At 71.5% G+C, this 22958-nt stretch carries 19 protein-coding genes; 10 read left to right on the forward strand and 9 right to left on the reverse strand.

The annotated features are described in order from the left end of the window. Window positions 1–54 precede the first annotated feature (54 nt). Window positions 55–591 (forward strand): PH domain-containing protein, encoded by a 537-nt coding sequence (locus ACIA5D_RS44335; protein ID WP_396036681.1) that lies wholly within the window; start codon window positions 55–57, stop codon window positions 589–591. A gap of 216 nt (window positions 592–807) precedes the next feature. Here ACIA5D_RS44335 and cydC read toward each other — a convergent pair whose 3' ends face one another. From cydC to ACIA5D_RS44360, 5 genes are all read right to left on the reverse strand, one after another. Next, a complete protein-coding gene (cydC, locus tag ACIA5D_RS44340) occupies window positions 808–2436 on the reverse strand; it encodes a thiol reductant ABC exporter subunit CydC (protein ID WP_396036682.1) in 1629 nt (542 codons plus the stop codon). Continuing rightward, window positions 2433–4058 (reverse strand): thiol reductant ABC exporter subunit CydD, encoded by a 1626-nt coding sequence (cydD, locus tag ACIA5D_RS44345; RefSeq protein ID WP_396036683.1) that lies wholly within the window; start codon window positions 4056–4058, stop codon window positions 2433–2435. Before cydD ends, cydC begins: the two co-directional genes overlap by 4 nt. Then, a complete protein-coding gene (gene cydB / locus ACIA5D_RS44350; protein WP_396036684.1) occupies window positions 4055–5050 on the reverse strand; it encodes a cytochrome d ubiquinol oxidase subunit II in 996 nt (331 codons plus the stop codon). The genes cydD and cydB overlap by 4 nt, the downstream gene beginning before the upstream one ends. A gap of 14 nt (window positions 5051–5064) precedes the next feature. Beyond that, window positions 5065–6459 carry a cytochrome ubiquinol oxidase subunit I gene (locus ACIA5D_RS44355; protein ID WP_396036685.1) on the reverse strand — a complete coding sequence of 465 codons (1395 nt, stop codon included), beginning with the start codon at window positions 6457–6459 and terminating at the stop codon, window positions 5065–5067. A 63-nt stretch (window positions 6460–6522) separates the two neighbouring features. After that, on the reverse strand, window positions 6523–7170 hold the full coding sequence (locus tag ACIA5D_RS44360) for a response regulator (protein ID WP_396036686.1): 648 nt from the start codon (window positions 7168–7170) through the stop codon (window positions 6523–6525). A gap of 111 nt (window positions 7171–7281) precedes the next feature. On the opposite strand from ACIA5D_RS44360, the gene ACIA5D_RS44365 reads away from it, so the two are divergent. From ACIA5D_RS44365 to ACIA5D_RS44380, 4 genes are read left to right on the forward strand one after another with little or no spacing between them, the layout of a single operon-like run. Further along, on the forward strand, window positions 7282–8964 hold the full coding sequence (locus ACIA5D_RS44365; protein ID WP_396036687.1) for a GAF domain-containing sensor histidine kinase: 1683 nt from the start codon (window positions 7282–7284) through the stop codon (window positions 8962–8964). A gap of 54 nt (window positions 8965–9018) precedes the next feature. Then, the gene (locus ACIA5D_RS44370; RefSeq protein ID WP_396036688.1) at window positions 9019–9972 is read left to right on the forward strand and encodes an Acg family FMN-binding oxidoreductase; all 954 of its coding nucleotides are present in this window, start codon (window positions 9019–9021) and stop codon (window positions 9970–9972) included. Window positions 9973–9974: 2 nt separating this feature from the next. Next, the gene (locus ACIA5D_RS44375; RefSeq protein WP_396036712.1) at window positions 9975–10973 is read left to right on the forward strand and encodes an Acg family FMN-binding oxidoreductase; all 999 of its coding nucleotides are present in this window, start codon (window positions 9975–9977) and stop codon (window positions 10971–10973) included. 22 nt (window positions 10974–10995) lie between these two features. Continuing rightward, window positions 10996–11556, forward strand: coding sequence for a hypothetical protein (locus tag ACIA5D_RS44380; RefSeq protein WP_396036689.1), 561 nt, complete (start codon window positions 10996–10998; stop codon window positions 11554–11556). Between the two features lie 100 nt (window positions 11557–11656). Here ACIA5D_RS44380 and ACIA5D_RS44385 read toward each other — a convergent pair whose 3' ends face one another. Next, complete coding sequence (locus ACIA5D_RS44385) at window positions 11657–12043, reverse strand: 4-oxalocrotonate tautomerase family protein (RefSeq protein ID WP_396036690.1); 387 nt, start codon at window positions 12041–12043, stop codon at window positions 11657–11659. Window positions 12044–12111: 68 nt separating this feature from the next. Here ACIA5D_RS44385 and ACIA5D_RS44390 point away from each other — a divergent pair, with 68 nt between their 5' ends. From ACIA5D_RS44390 to ACIA5D_RS44400, 3 genes are all read left to right on the forward strand, one after another. Continuing rightward, on the forward strand, window positions 12112–12573 hold the full coding sequence (locus tag ACIA5D_RS44390; protein ID WP_396036691.1) for a MarR family transcriptional regulator: 462 nt from the start codon (window positions 12112–12114) through the stop codon (window positions 12571–12573). A 195-nt stretch (window positions 12574–12768) separates the two neighbouring features. Beyond that, entirely contained in the window at window positions 12769–14511 is a 1743-nt protein-coding gene (locus ACIA5D_RS44395) for an MDR family MFS transporter (protein ID WP_396036692.1), read from the forward strand. 48 nt (window positions 14512–14559) lie between these two features. Beyond that, window positions 14560–15468 (forward strand): pyridoxal-phosphate dependent enzyme, encoded by a 909-nt coding sequence (locus ACIA5D_RS44400; protein WP_396036693.1) that lies wholly within the window; start codon window positions 14560–14562, stop codon window positions 15466–15468. Between the two features lie 18 nt (window positions 15469–15486). Here the strand turns inward: ACIA5D_RS44400 and ACIA5D_RS44405 are convergent, their stop codons facing one another. Continuing rightward, complete coding sequence (locus ACIA5D_RS44405; RefSeq protein WP_396036694.1) at window positions 15487–16542, reverse strand: LacI family DNA-binding transcriptional regulator; 1056 nt, start codon at window positions 16540–16542, stop codon at window positions 15487–15489. 116 nt (window positions 16543–16658) lie between these two features. Between ACIA5D_RS44405 and ACIA5D_RS44410 the strand changes: the two genes are divergently transcribed. Then, entirely contained in the window at window positions 16659–17804 is a 1146-nt protein-coding gene (locus tag ACIA5D_RS44410; protein ID WP_396036695.1) for an arabinogalactan endo-beta-1,4-galactanase, read from the forward strand. Here the strand turns inward: ACIA5D_RS44410 and ACIA5D_RS44415 are convergent. After that, a complete protein-coding gene (locus ACIA5D_RS44415; protein WP_396036696.1) occupies window positions 17789–18280 on the reverse strand; it encodes a GNAT family N-acetyltransferase in 492 nt (163 codons plus the stop codon). The two genes, ACIA5D_RS44410 and ACIA5D_RS44415, sit on opposite strands and share 16 nt — an antisense overlap. A 7-nt stretch (window positions 18281–18287) precedes the next feature. After that, entirely contained in the window at window positions 18288–19859 is a 1572-nt protein-coding gene (locus ACIA5D_RS44420; RefSeq protein ID WP_396036697.1) for a chitinase, read from the reverse strand. A gap of 75 nt (window positions 19860–19934) precedes the next feature. Here ACIA5D_RS44420 and ACIA5D_RS44425 point away from each other — a divergent pair, with 75 nt between their 5' ends. Beyond that, window positions 19935–22940 (forward strand): EAL domain-containing protein, encoded by a 3006-nt coding sequence (locus tag ACIA5D_RS44425; protein ID WP_396036698.1) that lies wholly within the window; start codon window positions 19935–19937, stop codon window positions 22938–22940. Window positions 22941–22958: the final 18 nt, after the last annotated feature.

A 22958-nucleotide genomic window follows, 5' to 3' on the forward strand; every position in this document is an offset into this window, starting at 1 on the left:
CGCGCGAGCAGCCCGATCGGCCGATTCCTTCCGCCCACGCCGGACGCTGCACTGGTGAGACTTTCCTGCCTCCCACGCACCCCGGAGTTCGCCATGTCCCGTTCCTGGACCCGCCCGTACGAGCCGGGCCGGGGCCGCTGGTGGGTGGTGCTCTGGGAGGCCGGCGCCCTCGCCTACCTGCACTGGGCCACGTCCCGCATGCTCGGCCTGACGGATGCGCTGGAGCTTGCCCTGGCCGGTTTCCTGGCCGTCGTCTGGCTCGCCGGCGCGTGGCGGATCCACCGCATCGGCCTCTACACCAGCGACGACGGCATCATGATCCGCAACCTGATGTCCACCAGGAAACTCACGTGGCAGCAGGTCGACAACATCACCGTCGAGCAGGTGGGCCACCGCGTCGGCGCTTTCGCGATCCCGTCCGGAAAATGCATCATGATCCGTCGGGGCGACGGCGCCCGCGTGAACACCTCGCTGTGGGAGAAGGGCGTCGATTTCCACGCCCAGCCCGAGCGGTTCCGCGCGCTCTACCAGGAGCTGCGCGACCGCCACGCGACCGCGATCCGCCGCGAGACGACGGCCTCCGCCGCCTGACCGAACGCCGGCCAGGACGCCTGGGCGCGCAACACCAGTGCCCGCAACGGCCCCGTGCGCGCAACGGCCCCGTGCGCGCAACGGCCCAATGCGCGCAACGGCCCAGTTGCGCGCAACACATGGGCGCGCAACACGTGGGCACACAACACGTGGGCACACAACACGTGGGCACACAACACGTGGGCACGCAACGCCCGATGCGTCGCCGCGAGCGGGTCAGCGAACGCTCGCGTACCGGCCGGCCGGGGACTCCCCCAGGGTGACCACCCGGTCGACCGAGGCGGCGAAGCCGGGCCGGTGGGTGATCAGCAGGACGGTCCGGTCGCCGGCCGCGGCCAGCAGGTCGCGGGTCAGGGCCGAGGCCGTCTCGTCGTCGAGATGCTCGGTCGGCTCGTCGAGGATGAGGATCTCGAAGCCGGCCAGCAGGGCCCGGGCAAGTGCCAAGCGACGGCGCTGCCCGCCCGACAGTGACATCCCGTGCTCCCCCACCGGCGTCTCGAGACCCTGCGGCAACGAATCCACCCAGTCCAGCAGCCGGGCGGAGGCCAGCGCCGCCCGCAACTCCTGCTCGGAAGCGGACGGGCGGGCGATCCGCAGGTTCGCGGCGATCGTCGTGTCGAAGAGGTAGGCGTCCTCGGGCAGGTACCCGACGATCTCGCGTACCCGCTCGGGCGTGAACGAGCGCAGGTCGACGCCGTCGAGGGTGGCCCGGCCGGACGACGGGTCGAGGAAGCGGACCAGCAGCGCGGCGACCGTGCTCTTGCCGGACCCGCTCGGTCCCACCAGCGCGACCCGGTCCCCCGGCGCGAGCGTGAGCGACACGTCCCGCAGCACGGCACGGCCGGGAACCCAGCCGGCGCTGACGTTCTCGAGCCGCAGCGTGTGCGGCCCGGCCGGGACGCCGGCGGGCGAGGCCGGCACGACGACCGGCGACGGGGCGTCGAGCACCTCGCGGAGCCGGCGGACCGAGGCCCGGCAGGCGGCGAACCGCTGGGCCGACGCCGGCAGAGCGCCCACGGTCTCGAACACGGCGAGTGGCGTCAGCACGACCACGGCGAGCAATTCACCCTGGAGGACGCCGCCACGCACGGCAACCGCCCCGGCGGCCAGCCCTACCAGCAGGCACAGCCCGGTCGCCACCGCGGTGACGGCCGCCGCCATGCCGGCCATCGCGCTGGAGCGCCGCTCGGCCTCGCGCAACGAGGCACCGGTGGCGGCGAGCTTTCGCAGGCGGTCGTCCACCGCCCCGTACGCGATGAGGTCGGGAAGGCCATGCGCCAGGTCGGCCGTCGCGGTGGCGAGCGAGCCGCGCAGCGGCGCGAGACGGCCGTCGGCCCGGCGGGACGCGCGCGACTGCAGCGCGGGAACGCCGGCGCCGACCAGCAACAGGCCCAGGGCGAGCGTGACGCCGGCGGGCACCGACAGCGAGCCGATCAGCAGCACCGACCCGGCGCCGACGAGCACGGCCACGGCGTAGGGCAGGACGACCCGGGTGAGCAGGTCGAGCACCGCGTCCACATCGTCGCAGAGGCGCCGGGCGAGGTCGGCGCGGCGGAAGTCGGCGAGACCCGCGGGCGCGACTTTCGCCAGGTGGGCGAAGATCCGCGTCCGGGTACGCCCGAGAGCGCGCAACGCCGCGTCGTGGCCGGCCAGGCGCTCGGCGTAACGCAGAACGCCGCGCCCGATCCCGAAGGCGCGCACGGCCACGATCGCCACCATGAGGTGCAGCACCGGCGGGTGCAGGGCGGCCCGCGAGATCAGCCACGCCGACGTCGCCATCAGCCCGGCGGCCGCCCCCGCCGCGCCGGCCCCGGCCAGCACCGCCGCCAGCATGCGGAGCCTCATCGCGCACCCACCGGCGTCAGGTCGACAACCCGGTCGGCCAGCGCGATCAGCTCGGGCCGATGCGCCGCCATGATCACCGTCCGGCCGGCGGCGAGCCGTTTGATCGCCGTCATGACCGCCTCCGCGGAAGACGCGTCCAGGTTGGCGGTCGGCTCGTCGAGCAGCACGAGCGGCGCGTCCCGCAAGAAGGCGCGGGCCAGCGCGAGCCGCTGCCGTTGCCCGGAGGAGAGCCCGGCCCCGTCGTCCCCGATCACCGTGTCGTAGCCGGCCGGCAGCTCGAGAACGAAGTCATGGGCCCCGGCCAGCCGGGCCGCCCGGTGAATGTCCGAAATGTCGGCGGCATCGGCGCCGAGCGCGATATTTGACCGAATTGTCCCAGCAAAGAGCGACGGACGCTGCGGCACCCAAGCCACCCGGGACCGCCACGACGCAGGGTCAACGGTCGACAGATCAACGCCACCCACCGTCACCCGCCCCGCATCACAGGCGGCAAACCCCAGCAGCACATTCAAGGCGGTCGACTTCCCCGAACCGCTCGGCCCGGTGAGCGCCACAAAGGAACCCGGCGCGACAACCGTCGAGAGCCGCAGGGCATCACTCTCCCGATAACGCACGACAACGTCCTCGAAGGAGATGGCCCCCGAAGGCGCCGGCGCCGAGCCCGCGACCACAAGCGGCTTCTCCAGGACCTCGAAGGCCGACGATGCCGCGGCCAGCCCTTCGGCGCTCGCGTGATAGTGCGCCCCCACCTGCCGCAACGGCAGGTAAGCCGCCGGGGCCAGGATCAGCACCAGCAGTGCGGTCCGCAGATCGAGATTCCCCGACACGAGGCGCAATCCGATCCCCACCGCCACGAGCGCCACCGACAAGGTCGCCAGCAGCTCGAGCACCAGCGACGAGAGAAACGCGATCCGCAGGGTCCGCAGGGTGACCCGCCGCTGCTCGTCGCTGACCCGCCGAATGTTCTCGACCTGCGCACCGGCCCGCCCGAACACCTTCAGTGTCGCGAGTCCGGAAACCACGTCGAGGAAATGGTGGGAGAGACGCGACAACAGCTTGAACTGGCGCCGGTTCGCCGATTCGGCGTGCAGCCCGGCCAGCGCCATGAACACCGGAATGAGCGGCAGCGTCAACGCGATCGTCACCGTCGCCGTCAGATCGGCCGGCAGAAGACGGCCGAGCACCACCGCCGGAACCAGAGCCGCGAGCACCAGTTGCGGTAGATACCGCGCGAAATAGGCGTCGAGCGCGTCCAGCCCGCGCGTCACCAGCGTGATGAGCTCCCCGGTGGCAGGCCCGCGGCCGGGGCCGAGGGCGGCCGCATGAGCCAGCAGCCGCCCCCGGAGCTCCTCTTTCACCGCGGCCGACGACCGCGCGGCCGCCGACTCCTGCGCCCACCCGATCGCCGCGCGCGCGACGGTCACGACCGCCAATGCGGCCAGCGCCGGCACGAGCGAGGAGATCGAGGCGCCATCGAGGAAGACCGCGCTGATCCCGTACGCGAGAATGGTGGCCTGCCCGACGATCAGCGCGGCCGATGCCACCCCCAGCGCCACCGTCGCCCCGAGATACCACCGGCTGGCGCGCGCATAGCGCAGAAGCCGGGCGTCCAAGGGTTTCATGCCGGGATCTTCTCGACGCTCAGCCGCTTGCGGAACACCCAGTACGTCCAGCCCTGGTAGAGCAGCACGATCGGGGTGAAGAACACCGCCACCCAGGTCATCACCTTGAGCGTGTACGGCGTGGACGACGCATTGTGCACGGTCAAACTGTTCGCGTCGGCGATGGTCGATGGCATCACGTCCGGGAACAGCGTCACGAACAGCCCGAACACCGCGAGCACGATCGTCGCCCCGGTCGCCAGGAACGCCCATCCCTCACGGCGCAGCCGGGTCAGCACCACCGCCCCGGCCAGCGCCAGCGCCGCCGCGACGAACAGCGCGAGACCTCCGCCGTCGTGGTGGGCGATGGCGGTCCAGGCGAGGAAGGCGCCGGCCACGACCACGGCCGCCGGGGCGATCCGCGCGGCGAGGGCGCCGGAACGCTGCCGCATCTCGCCGTCGGTCTTGAGGGCGATGAAAACGGCGCCGTGCAGCACGAAGAGCACGAACGTGGTGAGGCCGCCGACGAGCGCGTACGGATTGAGCAGATCGAAGAACGTGCCCGCGTATTCGTGCTGCGCGTCGAGGCGTACACCCCGGACGATGTTGCCGAAAGCGACACCCCAGAGGATCGCTGGAAGCAGCGAGCCCGCGACGATGCACCAGTCCCAGCGACGCCGCCAGCGGTCCTCGTCGCGCTTGCCGCGGTATTCGAAGGCGACGCCGCGAATGATGAGCGCGACCAGAATGATCAGCAGCGGCAGGTAGAACCCGGAGAACAGCGTGGCGTACCACTCGGGAAACGCCGCGAAGGTGGCGCCGCCGGCGACGATCACCCACACCTCGTTGCCGTCCCAGACCGGGCCGATCGTGTTGATGAGCAGGCGGCGCTCGCGATTGTCGCGGCCGAGAACCGGCAGCAGCATGCCGACGCCGAAATCGAATCCCTCGAGCAGGAAGTATCCGGCCCAGAGGATCGCGATGAGCGCGAACCAGACGGTGGTGAGTTCCATTCTCCGCAGCCCTTTCAGTACGCGAACGCGAGCGGGCGGTCCTCTTCAGAGGAATCCGGGTCGGGCGGGATCTCCGGGGCGCCGGCCCGGGCGTACCGGACGAAAATGCCCAGCGCGACGACGGCGAGAATGCCGTAGAGGACGGTCAGCACGATGAGTGACGTGGCCGCGTTGGCCGGGCTCACGGCGGGTGACACGCTGTCGGCGGTCTTGAAGACGCCGAAGACCGTCCACGGCTGCCGGCCCATCTCCGTGAAGATCCAGCCGAACGAGTTCGCGGCCAGCGGCATGCCGATCGAGGCGATCGCGGCGATCCAGAGCCAGCGGTTGCGCGGGGTGCGGCCGCCGCGGGCGAACCAGAGCGCCACCAGCGCGACCAGGGCCGCGAGGCTGCCGAACCCGATCATCAGGCGGAACGACCAGTAGGTGACCGGGATGTTGGGCGTGTAGTTGCCGGGGCCGAACCTCTGCTCGTACTCGGCCTGCAGGTTGTCGATCCCCTCGACCTCGCCGGTGAACGTGCCGGTGGACAGGAACGACAGCACGCCGGGAACGCGGACGCTGAACCTCTCCTCGTCGCCGTTGAGCGACCCGATCGTGAACAGCGAGAAGCTGGCCGGACCGGAGTTCTGCCACAGCGCCTCGGCGGCGGCCATCTTCATCGGCTGCTGCTGGGTCATGACCCGGGCCTGCGTGTCGCCGGAGATGAAGACGCCGACCGCGGCGATCAGCACCACCCAGGCGCCGAGCTTGAGGCCGGGCCGGAACACGTCGGTCTGGTGGCCACGTTTGACGTGCCACGCGCTGATCGCGAGGAACACCGCCCCCGCGGTGAGGAAGCAGGCCGTCAGCGTGTGCGCGAAGGTGACGATCGTCGTCGAGTTGGTGAAGACCTTGCCGATGCTGGTGAGCTCGGCCCGGCCGGCCTCCTCGTTGATGCGGTAGCCGACCGGGTGCTGCATCCACGAGTTGGCGGCGAGGATGAAATACGCGGAGAGCATCGTCCCGATCGAGGCGATCCAGATCGTCGCGAGATGCACGCGGCGCGGGAGGCGATCCCAGCCGAAGATCCACAGTCCGAGGAACGTGGACTCCAGGAAGAACGCGAGCAGCCCCTCGATCGCCAGCGGCGCGCCGAAGATGTCGCCGACGAAGCGCGAGTAGTCGCTCCAGTTCATCCCGAACTGGAATTCCTGCACGAGGCCGGTGACCACGCCCATCGCGAAGTTGATCAGGAAGAGCTTGCCCCAGAACTTGGTGGCCCGCAGGTAACGCTCCTTGCCGGTGCGCACCCAGGCGGTCTGCAGGCCGGCCACCAGGGCCGACATGCCGATGGTGATCGGCACGAAGAAGAAGTGGTAGACGGTGGTGATCCCGAACTGCCACCGCGCCAGGTCGAGCGTGTCCACGGGCGAGTCCTTTCCGCAGGTTCGCCCTGATCATTTCGAGGCTCGACGGCCCGGCGGCAGGGTCTAAAGTCCTGCCTTCTTCTCGCCCAGCAGCCGGGTGGCCAGAACCGCCGCCTGCGTACGGCGTTCCAGGCCGAGCTTGGCCAGCAGGCTGGAGACGTAGTTCTTGACCGTCTTCTCGGCGAGGAACATGCGGCCGGCGATCTCGCGGTTGGTCAGGCCCTCGGCGATGAGCTCGAGGATGCGCCGCTCCTGATCGGTCAGGCCGGCCAGCTCCTGCGGCTGCTCCACGCCGTTGCGGATGCGCTCGAGCACCCGCTGGGTGACCGCCGGGTCGAGCAGCGACTGCCCCTCGGCGACCCGGCGCACCGCGTCGACCAGGTCGGTCCCGCGGATCTGCTTGAGCACATACCCCGAGGCCCCGGCCATGATCGCGGCGAACAGCGCCTCGTCGTCCTCGTAGGAGGTGAGGATCAACCCCTTGATCGTCGAGTCGATCGCGCGCACGTCGCGGCACACGTCGATGCCGTTGCCGTCGGGCAGCCGGGCGTCGAGCACGGCCACATCGGGGCGCAGCGCCGGGATGCGCCGGGCGGCCTCCTGCGCCGAGCCGGACTCCCCCACGACCTCGATGTCGCCGTCGGCCTGCAGCAGGTCGACCAGGCCGCGGCGGACCACCTCGTGGTCGTCGAGCAGAAATACGCGGATCATCCCTCATTTCTACCGGGCCGTGACGCCCGCCACCTAGGGACCAAGGTCCCGTGTCCACCTCACCTTCCCTGGACGATGCCCGCCGACCGTGATCACCGATAGCCTGGCGGCATGTCGGAGCGTGCGGAACCGCCTTCGCTGGGGCTCGGGCCGCTGTCGCGGGTGCGGCTCGACGAGCTCCTCCAGGAGATGCTCGACCGGGTCGGCGACGTCATGGCCAGCCGGGAGCGGCTGCGGGCGCTGCTCGACGCGGTCGTCGGGATCGGCTCCGACCTCGACCTGCGCAGCACGCTCCAGCGCATCGTCGAGGCCGCCTGCGCGCTGGCCGGCGCGAGATACGGCGCGCTGGGAGTGATCGGCGCCGACCGCACCGAGCTCGCCGACTTCATCACCCACGGCATCGACGCCGCCACCCACGCCGAGATCGGCGACCTGCCGCACGGCCGGGGCGTGCTGGGGCTCCTGATCACCGATCCGAACCCGGTCCGGCTTCCGGACATTCGCAAACATCCCAACTCGTACGGGTTTCCGCCGCACCATCCGCCGATGCACAGCTTTCTCGGCGTCCCCGTGCGCATCCGCGACCAGATTTTCGGCAACCTGTACCTGGCCGAGAAGCGGGGCGCGCCCGAGTTCAGCGAGGACGACGAGGAGATCGTGGTGGCGCTCGCCGCCGCGGCCGGCGTCGCCATCGACAACGCCCGCCTCTACGCCCTCGCCCAGCGCCGCGAGCGCTGGCTGGCCGCGACCGCCGAGATCACCGCGGTGCTGGTCAGCACCGCGCGCCGCAACGAGGCGCTGCGCCTGATCGCCCGCCGCGCCCGCGAGGTCTCCGGCGCCGAGCTGGTCATGGTGCTGTTGCACGACGACGAGAACGGCTGCTACACGATCGAGGTGGCCGACGGCGCCGAGGAGATGACCGGCCGGCAGGTGCCGGCCGACGTCGAGCTCGGCCAGGAGAAGTACAAGGTGGTCGAGAGCCTGTCGGCGGTCACCGAGTGGCCGGCGCCGGTGCCCGACGGGCCCGCCCTGGCCGCGCCGCTGACGGCGGCGGACACCCTGCGCGGCATGCTGATCGTCACCCAGCCGGCCGACCGCGTGGCCGACGACGAGGAGGCGGTGCTGCTCTCCACGTTCGCGGGGCAGGCGGCGCTCGCCCTCGAGCGGGCCCGGGCGCAGGAGCAGCGGGAGCAGTTCGCGGTGCTCGAGGACCGCGAACGGATCGCCCGTGACCTGCACGACGTGGTCATCCAGCGCCTGTTCGCGACCGGCATGCAGCTGCAGGGCGCGGTGCCGCACGCGGCACGCGGCGAGGCGGTCAAACGGATCAACGCGGCCGTGGACGACCTCGACGCGACGATTCGCGACATCCGGCGGTCGATCTTCGAATTGCGTACGCCGGTGGGCCCGTCCCTGCGCACCGAGCTGCACGAGACCGTCGAGTCCGCCGCGGCGACGCTCGGTTTCCGCCCGGTCCTCGACACCATCGGGCCGGTGGACAGCGCGATCCCGGACGACATCGTGCCGGAGCTGATGGCGGTGCTGGGCGAGGCGCTGTCGAACGTCGCCCGGCACGCCCGGGCCACCCGGGTGCGGGTGTCGGTGCGGGCGAACGGGCACGAGGTCGTGCTGCGGGTCGAGGACGACGGGATCGGCGCCGACCCGGCCGGGGCGCGCGGCGGGATCGCCAACATGAGCGAGCGCGCCCACGACCTCGGCGGGACCTTCGAGATCGGGCCCGGCCCGGGCGACAACGGAACCGTGGTGACCTGGCGGGCCCCGGTCACGGCGTGAGTCGGGACCTTCGGCCCTGAACGCGTGCTGCCCGCGTACGCGATGGTTTGTCGTATGACAGCGCTCGAAGAAGCCGCCCGAGCGGCCCAGCACGCACCCTCGGTCTTCAACACCCAGCCGTGGTCGTGGCGGATCACCGGCGACACCATGGAACTCTTCGCGGACTCGGCGCGTCAGCTCGACACCGTGGATAAATCGGGCAACCTGCTGATGCTCAGCTGCGGCACCGCGCTGCACCACGCTCGGGTCTCGCTCGCCGCGGCCGGGTTCGCGGTCTCCGTGACGCTGACGCCGGACCCGTCCCGTCCGGATCTGCTCGCCGCCCTGCGCATCGACGGGCCCGCTGCCCCCTCGCTCGCCGACCTCGCCGCGGCCATACCGCGGCGGCACAGCGACCGGCGCGCGTACGGCGCGCGGCCCGTCGCCGACGAGGAACTGACGCGGCTGCGCCGGCTGGTCGAGGCCGAGGGCGCGTACCTGCATGTGGTGCGGCCGGACCAGATCACCGAGCTGGCCATCAGCACCGAGTCCGCGGCGCTGGCCGAACGCGACGACGAGGCCTACCAGGCCGAGCTCGCCCGCTGGACCAGCCGGCCGTCGTTCACCGGCGACGGCGTGCCGCCCGAGACCGGCGTCCGGCAGGAGCTGCGCCGGGTGCCGCTGCGCGACTTCGACCCCGCCGGCGCCGCGGCCCAGCCGGCCGGCGACGCGCACGACGAGGGCGCCGCGTACGTGGTGCTGTTCGGCGAGTCGGACGAGCCCGAGGCCCTGCTGCGCGGCGGCGAGGCGCTCTCCGCGCTGCTGCTGCGCGCCACCGCCGACGGGCTGTCCACCTCGCTGATCAGCGACGCCATCGAGGTCGAGTGGCCCCGGCACCTGGTGCGCGGTCTGATCGCCGGCCTCGGCGAGCCCTACCTGGTGGTCCGCCTCGGCTACCTGCCCGACGCCCCGCCCCCGCCGCCGACGCCGCGCCGCGACCCGCGCGACGTGATCACCATAATCGAGTGACCATGGCCGCCTACGAGGTCGCGGACCTGCACCGGGCGGCCTCGGCCGGCGTCCGGGCGCCGTCGCTGCACAACAGCCAGCCGTGGCTCTTCCGGCTCAGCGATGGCGCCGTCGAGATCCTGGCCGACCCGTCGCGCAGCCTGCCGGCGGCCGACCACGGCGGCTGGGCGACGCGCATCGCCTGCGGCGCGGCCACCTACAACGCCCGGCTGGCCCTCGCGGCCGCCGGTCGTCCGGCCGCCGTACGGCTGCATCCCTCGCCCGGCGTGATCGCCCGGCTCTCGGCCAAGCCTTCCCGGCCCACGACCTACGCCGAGCAGGAGCTCTTCGACGCCATCCCGCGCCGCTACAGCAATCGCCGGCCGTTCTGGCCCGACCCCGTGCCGGCCGACGTGCGGGTACGGCTCATCGAGGCCGCCCGGGACGAGGGCGCCTGGCTCGACCTGCTCGTGGGAACGACCGCGCTGAGCGGGTTCGCCGAGATCGCGCAGAGCGCCGACCGGGTGCTGCGCCGCGACACGGCGTACCAGGAGGCCCTCGCCGCGTGGCGGGACGCGGTCCCGGTCAGCGCCGGCGCGCCCCTGGCCGAGCCGCAGGACCTGCTGCCGCAGCGCCTCTTCAACGACCGCCGGCGGTCGACCGCACGCGACTACGAGCCGGAGCCGCTGATCGGCATCCTCGGCTCCCCCGGCGACCTGCCGGTCGACCAGATCATCGCCGGCCAGGCGCTGCAGAAGGTGCTGCTCACCGCGACCGCGTCCGGCCTGGACACCTCCATGATCAGCCAGCCGATCGAGGTGCCGGCCGCGCGCGACCAGCTGCGGCGCGCCCTCGGCCGCAACGGGTCTCCGCAGATCGTGGTGCGCTTCGGCTACGGCACCCCGGGCCACCCCGCGCCGCGCCGGGACGCCTCCGAGGTGATGGAGGACTTTGGTCCCGGGACGATCGGGATCAATGGCCCGGTTGCCGCGCCGGCAAGCGGAGGAGAGTCGGGGATGTAAGAAATGGACGAAGGAGAAAGCTATGACGATCATCGGCCGGAGCCACGCGGCCCACCTCGAGCAGGTCGAGGCCCCCGGCGCCATGTTGACCACCAGCGCGGCCAAGGCACTCGCCGTGCTGCGCGTTTCCACCGGCCTGGTCTTCCTGTGGGCCTTCCTCGACAAGACCTTCGGATTCGGCTACGCCACCCCGGCGGCCAAGGCCTGGATCAACGGCGGATCGCCCACCAAGGGCTTCCTCGCCAGTGTCGAAGCCGGCCCGCTGCAGGGCTTCTTCCACACCATCGCGGGCAACCCGGTCGCCGACTGGGGATTCATGCTCGGCATGCTGGGCATCGGCCTCGCCCTGGTCCTCGGCATCGGCCTGCGGGTCGCCGCCGTCGCCGCCACCGCGATGATGGCCCTGATGTGGCTGGCCGAGTGGCCGCTCGCCCAGGGCTCGTCCAACCCGCTGATCGACTACCACGTGATCTACGCGATCGGCGCGGTCACGCTGGCGCTCACCTACGCGGGCCACACGTGGGGCCTCGGCCGCTGGTGGGCCAAGCTTCCCCTGGTGCAGAAGAACCGCTGGCTGATCTGACATCCCCACACCACATGTGCCCTGCCGGCCCCTGGCCCGGCAGGGCATTCGCATGCCGGGCCCGCCGCCTGTGGACGGCGCCGCGAACAACTACCCCTGGTCAGTGCGCGACCAGAACCCCGCCGACACCGGTGCGGCCATCCGGGCTTCCGACGAACTCGACCGTCACACCTGGGCGCACCTGATCCCCCACGACGCCGGCGATCGCGTCCGTCACCCCGGCGGCGAGCCGGGACAGCACGTCGGCGGCGTCGGGCCGGTCGAAAACGGTCGCTCGAATCCCGAAAGTCACCCGCGGCGCGGGCGAGGAGGCCGCCTTTCCGCCGACCCCCCAGCGTGCGGCCGGCACGCCGATCAACAGCACGACGGCGATCTCGCGGGCCCATTCGCCGTAGACGGCGACGACGGCATCGGTCAGCGCGGCGATCAACTCGGGCTCGCGCCCGGTGAGGTCGGACTCCGCTGCGTGCACGGTGAGGTGCGGCATGTCGTACCCCTAAAATGGTTTTGAATGCAAATTGCCTTTGAGGTCAAAGCTAATGGGGTGCCAGCGGAGTGTCAACCGACGACGCCGTGCGTGAACTGATCATGCTGTTCCCCCGCCTGGTCGGCCGGGCCAAGCGGATCACGCCGCCCGAGCAGCTGCGCACGTTCGATCTGGCGCCGCGGCACTTGTCGCTGCTTTCGCTGCTTCTGCACGATGGGCCGCAGACAGTTTCGCAGCTGGCCGCGCGGCTGGAGGTCGCGCCGACGACGGTGAGCCTGCTGATCGGCGACCTGAGCCGGAAGGGTGTGCTGGCCCGGCGCGAGGACGACGACGACCGGCGGCGGCGCATCGTCGACATCACCGAGCAGGCGCGGCCGGCGATCTCGGAGTGGCTGTCGCCGTTCGCGCGGGCGTGGCGGCAGGCGCTCGGGTCGCTCTCCGCCGAGCAGCAGCGGCTCGTGGTCGACACCCTGCTCGCATACGAGGCGGCCGTGACCGACGAGGCGGCCGTGACCGACGAGGCGCCGTGACCGACGAGGCGCCGTGACCCACGAGGCGCCGTGACCCACGAGGCGCCGTGACCCACGAGGCGCCGTGACCCACGAGGCGCCGTGACCGACCAGGCAGCCGTGACCGACGTCGCAGGTTAGCTGCGCCATTGAACCCTTTGGGGGCGCCATTCGCTGGGTAGGAGCACGCCTACAGCAAGCCCAGGGAGTATGCGAATGAGCGCCGCCACCGCACCCACCGCCCCGGCCGCATCGCCGGGCAGCCCACTCACCCATGGCCAGGTCTTACAGGTCCTCGGCGGCCTGATGCTCGGCCTGTTCCTCGCGGCCCTCGATCAGACGATCGTCGCGTCGGCCATCCGCACGATCGGCGACGACCTGCACGGGCTCAGCGCGCAGGCCTGGGTCACCACGGCGTACCTGATCACCGCGACGATCTCGACGCCGCTGTACGGGAAACTTTCCGACATCTACGGCCGGAAGAAGTTCTTCCTGGCCGCGATCGCGATTTTCGTGGTCGGGTCGGCGGCCAGCTCGTTCGCCATGTCGATGTACCAGCTCGCCGCGTTCCGCGCGTTCCAGGGGCTGGGCGCGGGCGGCCTGTTCTCGCTCGCGCTGGCGATCATCGGGGACATCGTGCCGCCCCGGGAACGGGCCCGCTACCAGGGATATTTTCTTGCGGTTTTCGGTACGTCGAGCGTGCTCGGCCCCGTCATCGGCGGCTTCTTCGCCGGGGCGGACACCATCCTCGGCATCACCGGCTGGCGCTGGGTCTTCCTCGTGAACGTGCCGATCGGCATCGTCGCGCTGATCGTCGTCGCGAAAGTTCTGCACATCGACCAGGAGAAGCGGGAACACCGGATCGACTGGTGGGGCGCGCTGTTCCTCTGCGTCGCTCTGGTGCCGCTGCTGATCGTGGCGGAGCAGGGACGGGCCTGGGGCTGGGACTCGGGGCGCGCGATCGGGTGCTACGCGGTGGGCGTACTCGGACTGCTGCTTTTCGTCGTCGCCGAGCGCGCGATGAAGGAGGACGCGCTGATCCCGCTGCGATTCTTCCGCAACCGCACGTTCGGCCTCACCGCCATCGGCGGCTTCCTGGTAGGCGTCGGGATGTTCGGCGGGCTCGCGGTGCTGCCGCTCTACCTGCAGATCGTCCGGGGCGCCACGCCCACCGAGTCCGGCCTGCAACTGCTGCCGCTGACCGCGGGGCTGATGATCGGCTCGATCATCTCCGGTCAGCTGATCAGCAGGACCGGGCGCTACAAAGTCTTCCCGATTCTGGGCAGCGTGCTGGCCGCGACGGGATTCGCGCTGCTGCACACGATCGGCGCGGCGACACCTTTCTGGCGTACGGGCGCCTTCATGGCCGTACTCGGGCTGGGTATTGGTTTGATCTTGCAGCCGATCACGCTGGCCGTGCAGAACGCGATGTCGCCCCGGGAGATCGGCGTGGCGACGTCGTCCGCGACCTTCTTCCGCCAGATGGGCGCGACGGCGGGGACTGCGGTGTTCCTGTCGTTGCTGTTCTCCACGGTCGGCGCCAACATCGCGTCGGCGCTGCGGACGGCGGGGCCCGGGTTGCAGCAGGCGCTGGCGAACCCGGCCGTCGCGAACGACCCGGCCAACAAGCCGATCATCGCGGTGCTGCGGGGCGGGCTGAACTCGTCGGCGCTGAACGACACGTCGTTCCTCAATCACGTGGACGCGGTGCTGGCGGCCCCGTTCAAGGTGGGCTTCTCGACCTCGATGGACATGATCTTCCTGATCGCGGCCGGTGTGCTGGCGGCCGGGCTGGTGATCTTCCTGTTCCTGCCGGAGCTGCCGCTGCGCACCCAGTCGGGGCTGTCGGCGCGGGCCGAGGAGGACCGCGCCGAGGCCGCCCGGAAGGACGCCGCGGAGGACGCCCCCAAGAACGCCGCGGAGGCCACCACGCAGGCCACCGCCGAGTCGCAGGGCTGATCGTGGGACGCGCCCTTCGCGGACGCCTGGACGCCGTAGAGTCCCGGCATGGTTGAACCGCTTGATCTGGGCGTCTTCCCCACCCCTCTGGAGGACGCGCCCCGCCTCGCCGCCGCCCTCGGGCTCGACCGGTTGTGGATCAAGCGGGACGACCTGATCGGGCTGGGCGGCGGGGGCAACAAGGCACGCAAGCTGCGGTACACCTGCGCGGAGGCGCTCGCCGCCGGCGCCGAGCTTCTGGTCACCACCGGCGCCCCGCAGTCCAACCATGCCCGGGCCACCGCGGCCACCGCGGCCCGCCTCGGGCTGGCCTGCGTGCTGGTCCTGACCGGCCACGCGCCGCAGGACCCGGCCGCGCCGCAGAGTCCGGCCGCGCCGCAGAGTCCGGCCGGCAACCTGCTTCTCGACCGGCTCGCCGGCGCCGAGATCGTGTGGGCCGGCGAGCGACCGGCCGACGAGGTCGCGGCCGAGGAGGCCGCCCGGCACGCGGGCTCCTTCCTGATCCCGTTCGGCGGATCCTCCCCCACGTCCGTCGCCGCCTACGCCGAGTGCGCCCGGGAACTGGAGGCGCAGGCCCAGTTCGACCGGGTGGTCGTCGCGGTGGGCTCCGGCGCCACGATGGCCGGCCTGGTCGCCGAGTTGGGCGCCGCGCGGGTGCTGGGCTTCGACACCGGCGCCTCGCCCGACCCCGAGGCCGCGGTCCGGGCGCTGCTGACGAGCAACCCCGGCGAGCTGGCGATCGACCAGGGACAGATCGGCGCCGGGTACGACACGGTGACCGAGCCGGTCCGGGCGGCGCTGCGCCTGGCCGCCCGCACCGAGGGCCTCTTCCTCGATCCGATCTACACCGGGCGCGCGATGGCCGGCCTCGCCGCGACGCCCGGCGCCGGTCGGAGGGTCGTCTTCCTGCACAGCGGCGGCCTGCCCGGCCTGTTCGGTGTCGACCAACCCCTGTGAGCGCTCACAGCGCTGTGGTCACGCCGAGTCGCGGCGAACCAGCGTGGTCGGCAGGACCCGCGACGAGGCGGCGCGGCCCGCCACCAGGTGCAGCAGCACCTCCACCATCTCGCCCGCCACCTGCGACAACGGCTGACGGATCGTCGTGAGCGGCGGCGTGGTCGCCGACGCGATCGTGGAGTCGTCGAAGCCGCCGACCAGCACGTCTTCCGGCACCCGGCGGCCGGCCCCCGACAGCGCCTGCAACGCGCCCACGGCCAGCAGATCGGAGGCCACGAAGACCGCGTCCAGGTCGGGACACGACGACAGCAGCTGCGTCATCGCGTTCCGGCCGGCCTCGATGCTGTATTCCGCGGACCGGGCCACCACCCGCCCGGTTGCCCGCCGGCCGAGCACGTCCCGGAAGCCGGCCAGCCGCTCCACTCCCCCGGCCGTGTCGGCCGGGCCGGCCACCGTTGCGATCCGCCGGGCGCCGCGATCCAGCAGATACTGCGTCATCAGGCGCGCGCCGCCGCGGTCGTCGGCCGCGACATAGGGCATCGCGGGGCCGTCCAGCGGCGGCCGGCCGCACACGACCACCGGGACGCCGGTGCCGACGAGGTCGGCGGCGAGCGGATCCCCGTCGTGCATGGACACCAGCAGCACCCCGTCGACGTGGCCCGCGCGGGCGAAGACCAGGACGCGTTCCCGCTCCTCGGGGGTTCCGGCCAGCAACAGCATCAGGCTGCGGCCCTGCGCGCCCAGCAGCTGGGTGCAATGCCGCAGCAACGCGCCGAGCACCGGGTCCTCGAAGAGACGGTCGGACGGCTCGGAGAGCACGAACGCGACCGCCCCCGAGCGGCGGGTCACCAGGCTGCGGGCGCTCTGGTTCACCACGTACCCGGTCTGGCGCATCGCTTCGCGGACCGCCTCCAGCGATGCCAAGCTCACATGGTTGGCCCCGTTGAGCACCCGCGAGACGGTGCCGCGCGACACCCCGGCCAGCGTCGCCACGTCCTCCATGGTGGGTCCGCGACGCTGGGCCCGGCGGGCGGCGCCGCGCGATTTCGGGTGGGCGGGCGCATCGTCCGGCATCGCTTCTGTGTCCCTCCGGTTTCTGGAACGTCTGCACGATAACGCGCCCTTGACATCGCGCCTACGGCGGAGCACCGTGAGCGCTCACAGTCTCCATTGGAACATGGAGGTCATCGATGCCGTCCTCACTCAGCCGCCGCGGTTTCCTCGCCGGGGCCGGCGGAATCGCCCTGGCCACGCTGGTCCCCTCCCAGGCCCACGCGGCGCAGAAAGCAAAGACCACCCTCAGCATCCGAGGCGCCGACCTCTCCTTCCTCCCGCAGCTGGAGGAGGCCGGCGTCCGCTACCGCGACCTCGCCGGGCGGGTGCGCCCCGCCGAGCAGATCCTCGCCCACGAGGGCGCCAACTACATGCGCCTGCGCGTCTGGATCGACCCGCCGGCCGGTTACAGCGACAAGGCCCGCGCGCTGGCCCTGGCCAAGCGGGCCAAGAAGGCGGGCATGAAGATCCTGCTCGACCCGCACTACTGCGACTTCTGGGCCGACCCCGGAAAGCAGCCCATCCCCGCGAGCTGGCCCACCGATCTGGCCGGTCTCACGGCCAAGATCAAAAACTACACCCGTTCTCTCGTACGGGATTTCGCCGCCCAGGGCACGCCGGTCGACCTCATCCAGATCGGCAACGAGGTGACCAACGGAATCCTGTGGCCGGTCGGCCAGCTCTACCTGCCGGACGGCACCCAGCAGTGGGAGGCCTTCACCGACCTGCTCAAGGCCGGCACCGAGGGCGCGCTCGAGGGCTGCGGCGGCCACCGCCTCAAGACGATGCTGCACATCGACAAGGGCGGCCGGATGGGCGACACCCAGTGGTTCTTCGACAACATCGCGAAATACGACGTGCCGTACGACATCATCGGCCAGTCGTACTACCCGATGTGGCACGGCTCGATGGCCGAGCTGCAGGCCAACCTCGTCGACTCGGCCGGCCGCTACGGCAAGCCGATCCTGCTGGCCGAGGTGTCCTACCCGTGGACGTTCGAGGACGGCGACGGCCGCGGCAACATCGTCGGCCCCGACGCGTACCTGCCGGACGTGGACCGCTTCCCGGCGACGCCGCAGGGACAGGCCGCGTTCTACGAGGCGCTGCGCGGGGTGCTCGCGCAGGTGCCGGGCGGAAAGGGCCTGGGCTTCATGGCCTGGGAGCCCGAGTGGATCCCCGGCGTCGGCTGGCAGCCGGGCGCCGAGGCCTCCAACGACAACCTCACCCAGTTCGACTTCACCGGACGGGCGCTGCCCTCGATCCGGTCCTACCGGCGCCCCTGAGACCTCGGCGCGGGCCATCCCCGGCGATGGCCCGCGCCGCCCTTCTCAAGCAGGCGGGCCATACCGATCGACGCCGGCGCTGTGTCCTCGAAGCCGTGCCGGCGGTAGAGCGGGCGCCCCGGCTCGTCGGCGATCAGGCTGACGTAGGCGCCGGGCGGCGCGCCGGCCCTGATCCTCTCCAGCAGGGCGGTCAGCACGGCGTTGCCGAGGCCGCGCCGCTGATGCTCGGGCAGCACGGCCATGTCGACGATGTGGAAGTACCAGCCGCCGTCGCCGATCACCCGGCCCATCGCCACCACCGTGTCGGTCTCCTCGTGGATGACGTGCACGCCGCACCACGAGCCGCGCACGGCCGCCTCGGCCTGGTCCCGGCGGCGGGGGCTGAGGCCGGCGCGCCCGCGCAGGCTCAGGTAGTCGTCGACGGCGGGCGGGCCCTCGGCCATCCAGTACCCGTCACCAAGTGCCACGGATGTCATGCCCTCATCACACCGGTTCGCCGGGGACGGTGAACAGCGGCTGCCACGGGTCGTCCGGGTCGACCGGGTACTCGGTCGAGGGAACGTCGCCCTTCGTCGACCAGCGCGCCTGGTAGGGCAGCCCGCCGAACAGAACCTTGTCGCCGCGCACGTACATGGTCGTCGTGTTCCACTGGGCGGTCACGCCGGTCACCGTCGGCGTCGGCTTGGGCGCGGCGTCGGTCGAGGTCACCGGGCCGATCACCGCCCACGGGTTCGGCGTCGAGGCGTCGCCGGCGGCGGACGGGTCCACGCCCGAGCTCGCCCATTTGGCCTCGTAGACCACGCCGTGCCAGACGACCTTGTAGCCGGTCACGTACTGGGCCGTGAGACGCCAGATCGGGTACGGGCTCTTCGCCGGGTCGTCGACGCTCGGCGAGGCGTCGGGGATCGCGACCGAGTCCCGGCCCGACGCGCCCACCACGCTGCCGGGCAGGTCGGCGAAGGTCTTCGAGAAGGCGAGCGAGTCCTGCGTGACGCCGCTGCACGTGTTCGAGTGCACGACCACGTTGGTGAAGGTGCCCTTGCATGGAGCGTCCCGGTTCAACGACCACATCGAGACCCGGCCGAGGCCGTTGTCGACCGCGAACTGGGCGAGGCCCTGCGCGTCGGCGACGGTGAACCGCTCGGCGTCGACGTCGTTCTGGCCGATCATCGGGGTGGCGCCGATCCGCGACCACACCTGCGGGGAGGTCAGCTTCACGCCGAGCCGCAGGTAGAGGTCGGACAACTGCTTGTGGGTGGCGTTCAGCGCGCTGGTGGCCAGGTCGAGCATGTCCGGCGACGTGGCGCCGGTGTTGAAGTCCATGGTCATCACGTTCACGCCGCGCAGCGAGACGCCGCCCTCGAGCGTCGTCCGCACCGCGGCGAGCCCGTCGGCGGTGAGCCCGTCCGGCGTCACCGGCAGGGTCAGCCAGACGTCCAGCGTCCCCTCGGCCTGAAGCGTCGCGAGCGCGGCGGCCCGGCGCTGCAGCGACGCGGTGTCGGCGACGGCCGTGCCCTCGATGTCCAGGTCGATCGTGTCGACGTCGTACCGCTTGATCAACTGCCGGTAGGCGGCGGTCAGCTTCGCCTGGTCGGCGCAGGCGACCGCCAGCTCGGTGTTGCTGAGCCCGCCGACGCCGAGCATGACGTCGCCGCCGGCCGAGCGCAGCTGGCTGATCCGCCGGTCCAGCTCGAGGGAGCCGGCGGCCTCGTCGGCGGTGTAGTAGCCGCCCCAGCTGGGCGTGCAGCCGTCCTGGGGGTCGGCGACGACGAAGCCGAGGGCCACGTCGTTGGCCGGGTTGGCACTCGGGTCCTGGAAGTCGAACGCCGGGGTCAGCGTGACGTCGACGTACGGGACCGCCCATGACTTCGCGGTCGGGCCGGCCGTGTTCCGCAGATGCAGCACCGCGGCGGTGCCGCCGGCGCCGAGGCCGGCCAGCACGAGGATCAGGACGCCGAGCCGCAGCCACGACAAGCGCTCGACCGGCGCCTCCGGCTCCTGCCAGTCCGGGTCGGCGAGCGGGTCGGCCTGGAGCGTGGCGGATTCGATCGGCATAGCTACCCGATCGGCAATCTCGCCGCGCAATGAAGAAAACGTTCAGAAGGGTGATGTTCCCGCCGATGGACTCATATGCCGCGCAAACCGGACCAGCGCCAACCGGGCCAGCCCACGCCGGACGCCCGGCGCCAGTGGGGCGCCGACCGCCGCTCGGCCCCGCACCCCCTGGTGGCGCCGCCGGTCTCCGAGGGACGCATCGCGCGCGGCCGCCTCGCGATCGTGCTCACCATCGCGGTCTGGGCCTGCTACATCATCTACACGGTGATCGAGCAGTTCATCGCCGGTCACGCCGGCACCGCGCGGCTCGCGGTCGAGGCGATCGTGTACATGGTCGTGGTGACCGCCCTCGCGGCCTCGGCGACGGCGTACCTGATCACCCGGATCGGCTTCTTCTACCGCAGCCGGGCGCACCACCGGGCGCCGCGGATCGCGCTGGACAACCTCCTTGCCGGCCAGATGCCGTCGATGACGGTGCTGGTGCCGTCGTACCAGGAGGACGAGCGGGTCATCCGGACCACGCTGCTGTCGGCGGCGCTGCAGGAGTACCCCGGCCTGCGCGTGGTGCTGCTCATCGACGACCCGCAGCAGCCCAGGACTCGCGCCGCCCGCGAACAACTGCTCGCCGCGCGAGCGTTGCCCGGCACGATCGAGGCGGAGTTCGCGGCGCCGTTCGCGCGCGTTCAGGCAGCGTACGGTCGGTTCGTCGCCGATGGTGACGGTCGCGCCGCAACCGTGGACGACATGCGCGACCTCGCCGCCGAGTACCGGTTCGCGGTGGGCTGGCTGTACGGCCTCGGCCGCCGCCAGGAGATGGTCGACCACACCGACGTCTTCTTCGTCGAGCACATCCTCAACCGGCTCGCCGAGGACCTCGCCACGATCGCCGAGGCCCTGGAGAGCGGCGCCGGCGAGTCGGCCGCCCTGCCCAAGGAGCGGCTCGTCCAGCTCCACCGCCGCCTGCTCGCGATCTTCGACGTCTCGATGACGAGCTTCGAGCGCAAGCGGTACGTCTCGCTCTCCAGCGAGCCGAACAAGGCGATGAACCTCAACAGCTACATCGGCCTCATGGGTGGCACCTACCACGAGGTCGGCACGCCGCTCGGCGTCGCTCTCGTGCCGGCCGGCCCGGGCCGCGGCGATCTCAGCATCCCGGACCCGGACTACGTGCTGACCCTCGACGCCGACAGCGTGCTGCTCCCCGAGTACGCGCTGCGCCTCGTGCACCTGCTCGAGCAGGGCGCGCACGCCCAGGACGCGGTCGCGCAGACGCCGTACAGCGCGTTCCCCGGCTCGGCCACCCGCATCGAGCGCATCTCCGGCGCCACCACCGACATCCAGCACATCGTGCACCAGGGCATGACCCACTACGATGCGACGTTCTGGGTCGGCGCCAACGCGGTGCTGCGCAAGAAGGCCCTCGACGACATCTGCGAGGTCTCGTACGAGGGCGACTGGGAGATCCGCCGCTACATCCAGGACCGCACCGTCATCGAGGACACCGAGTCGACGATCGACCTCGGGGTGCACGGCTGGACGCTGTTCAACTACCCGGAGCGGATGGCCTACAGCGCCACCCCGCCCGACTTCGGCTCGCTCTGCATCCAGCGGCAGCGCTGGGCCAACGGCGGCCTGCTCATCCTCAGCCGGCTCAAGGACCAGTTCCGCGCGCGCCGCGCCAAGGGGCAGAAGAACCGCTTCGGCGAGCTTTTCCTGCGCGTGAACTACATGGCCTCCATCTTCTGGAGCTCCGTGTGCCTCGTGGTGATGCTGGCCTACCCGTTCAACGCGGACCTGCTGAACCCGATCCTGCTGCTGGTCTCGGTGCCGTACTTCCTGATGATGAGCGCCGACCTGAGATACCTGGGCTACAAGCGGCTCGACGTCCTGCGCATCTACGGATTCAACCTGATCTTGCTGCCGGTCAATCTCTCGGGGAGCTTCGCCTCGATCCTTCAGCTGCTCACGGGCGAGAAGAGCGCCTTCAAACGTACGCCGAAAGTGCGCAACCGGACGACGGCCGCCACCACGTACCTGGTGCTGCCGATGCTGCTGATCGCGCTGTGCGCCTGGACCGTCGTGCGCGATGTTCAGCAGCACTGGTGGGCGAACCTCGTCTTCGCGGGGCTGAACCTGGTGCTCTCGACGTACGCGATCGTGGCTTTTGTCGGGGTCGGCAACACGATCGTGGACCTTCTGACGCACCTGCGGAACTGGCTGTACCGCCCGGTCAAGCGCCCGGCGCGCGCCGCCTCGCCCGCCCCGGCACCGGCCTCGGCCGCGCCGACCGGGGCGATCGGCGACTGGGCCTCGGTGCTGCACTACCGGTCGGACTCGGGCGGCTCCTCCGGGCTGGTCGCGGTGCGCTCGACGCACGCCGAGGCCCGGGCCGGCCGGACGTCGCCGCTCTCCTCGCCGCTGTCCTCCTCGTTCGAGGAGTTCACCTTCTTCACGGTGTTCCAGCCGATCTTCGAGCTGTCCACCGGCGAGGTGGTCGGGTACGAGGCGCTGACCCGCTTCGCCGACGGCAGCAGCCCGCAGGAGGGTCTTCGCGCCGCGCAGGCCCAGGGCGTGCAGATCGACCTCGATGTGGCGCTGATCCGTGCGGCCCTGGCGTCGGCGCACTCGCTGCCCGAGGGGACGTGGCTGTCGGTCAACGTCTCGGGCGACCTGCTGCGGCGGCCTCGCGAGCTGGCGCCCCTGCTGGCCGAGAGCGACCGGCCGCTGGTGCTGGAGATCAGCGACGCCGCCGACATCCCGGACATTCCCGTGGGCGTCCGGATCGCGGTCGACGACGCCGGCGCGGGCTACGACAGCCTCGCCCGGATGGAGGCCCTGAAGCCGGCGTTCCTCAAGCTCGGCCGCTCCCAGCTGGACGGGGTCGAGGACGAGGGCGCCCGGCAGGCGGCGATCAAGTCGCTGGTTTCGTTCGCCCGGGAGAATTCGTGCACGGTGATCGCCGAGGGGATCGAGACCGCCCGGCAGCGGGATGCTCTCGCGTCGTGCGGGGTGCCGCTGGGGCAGGGCTTCTATCTGGGACGGCCGATGCCGGCCGAGCGGGCGGCGGTCGGCGCTTCTTGAGGGCTGTAGGCCGCCGCG

The organism is Actinoplanes sp. NPDC051513, from assembly GCF_044454685.1.
Classification (GTDB): Bacteria; Actinomycetota; Actinomycetes; order Mycobacteriales; family Micromonosporaceae; genus Actinoplanes.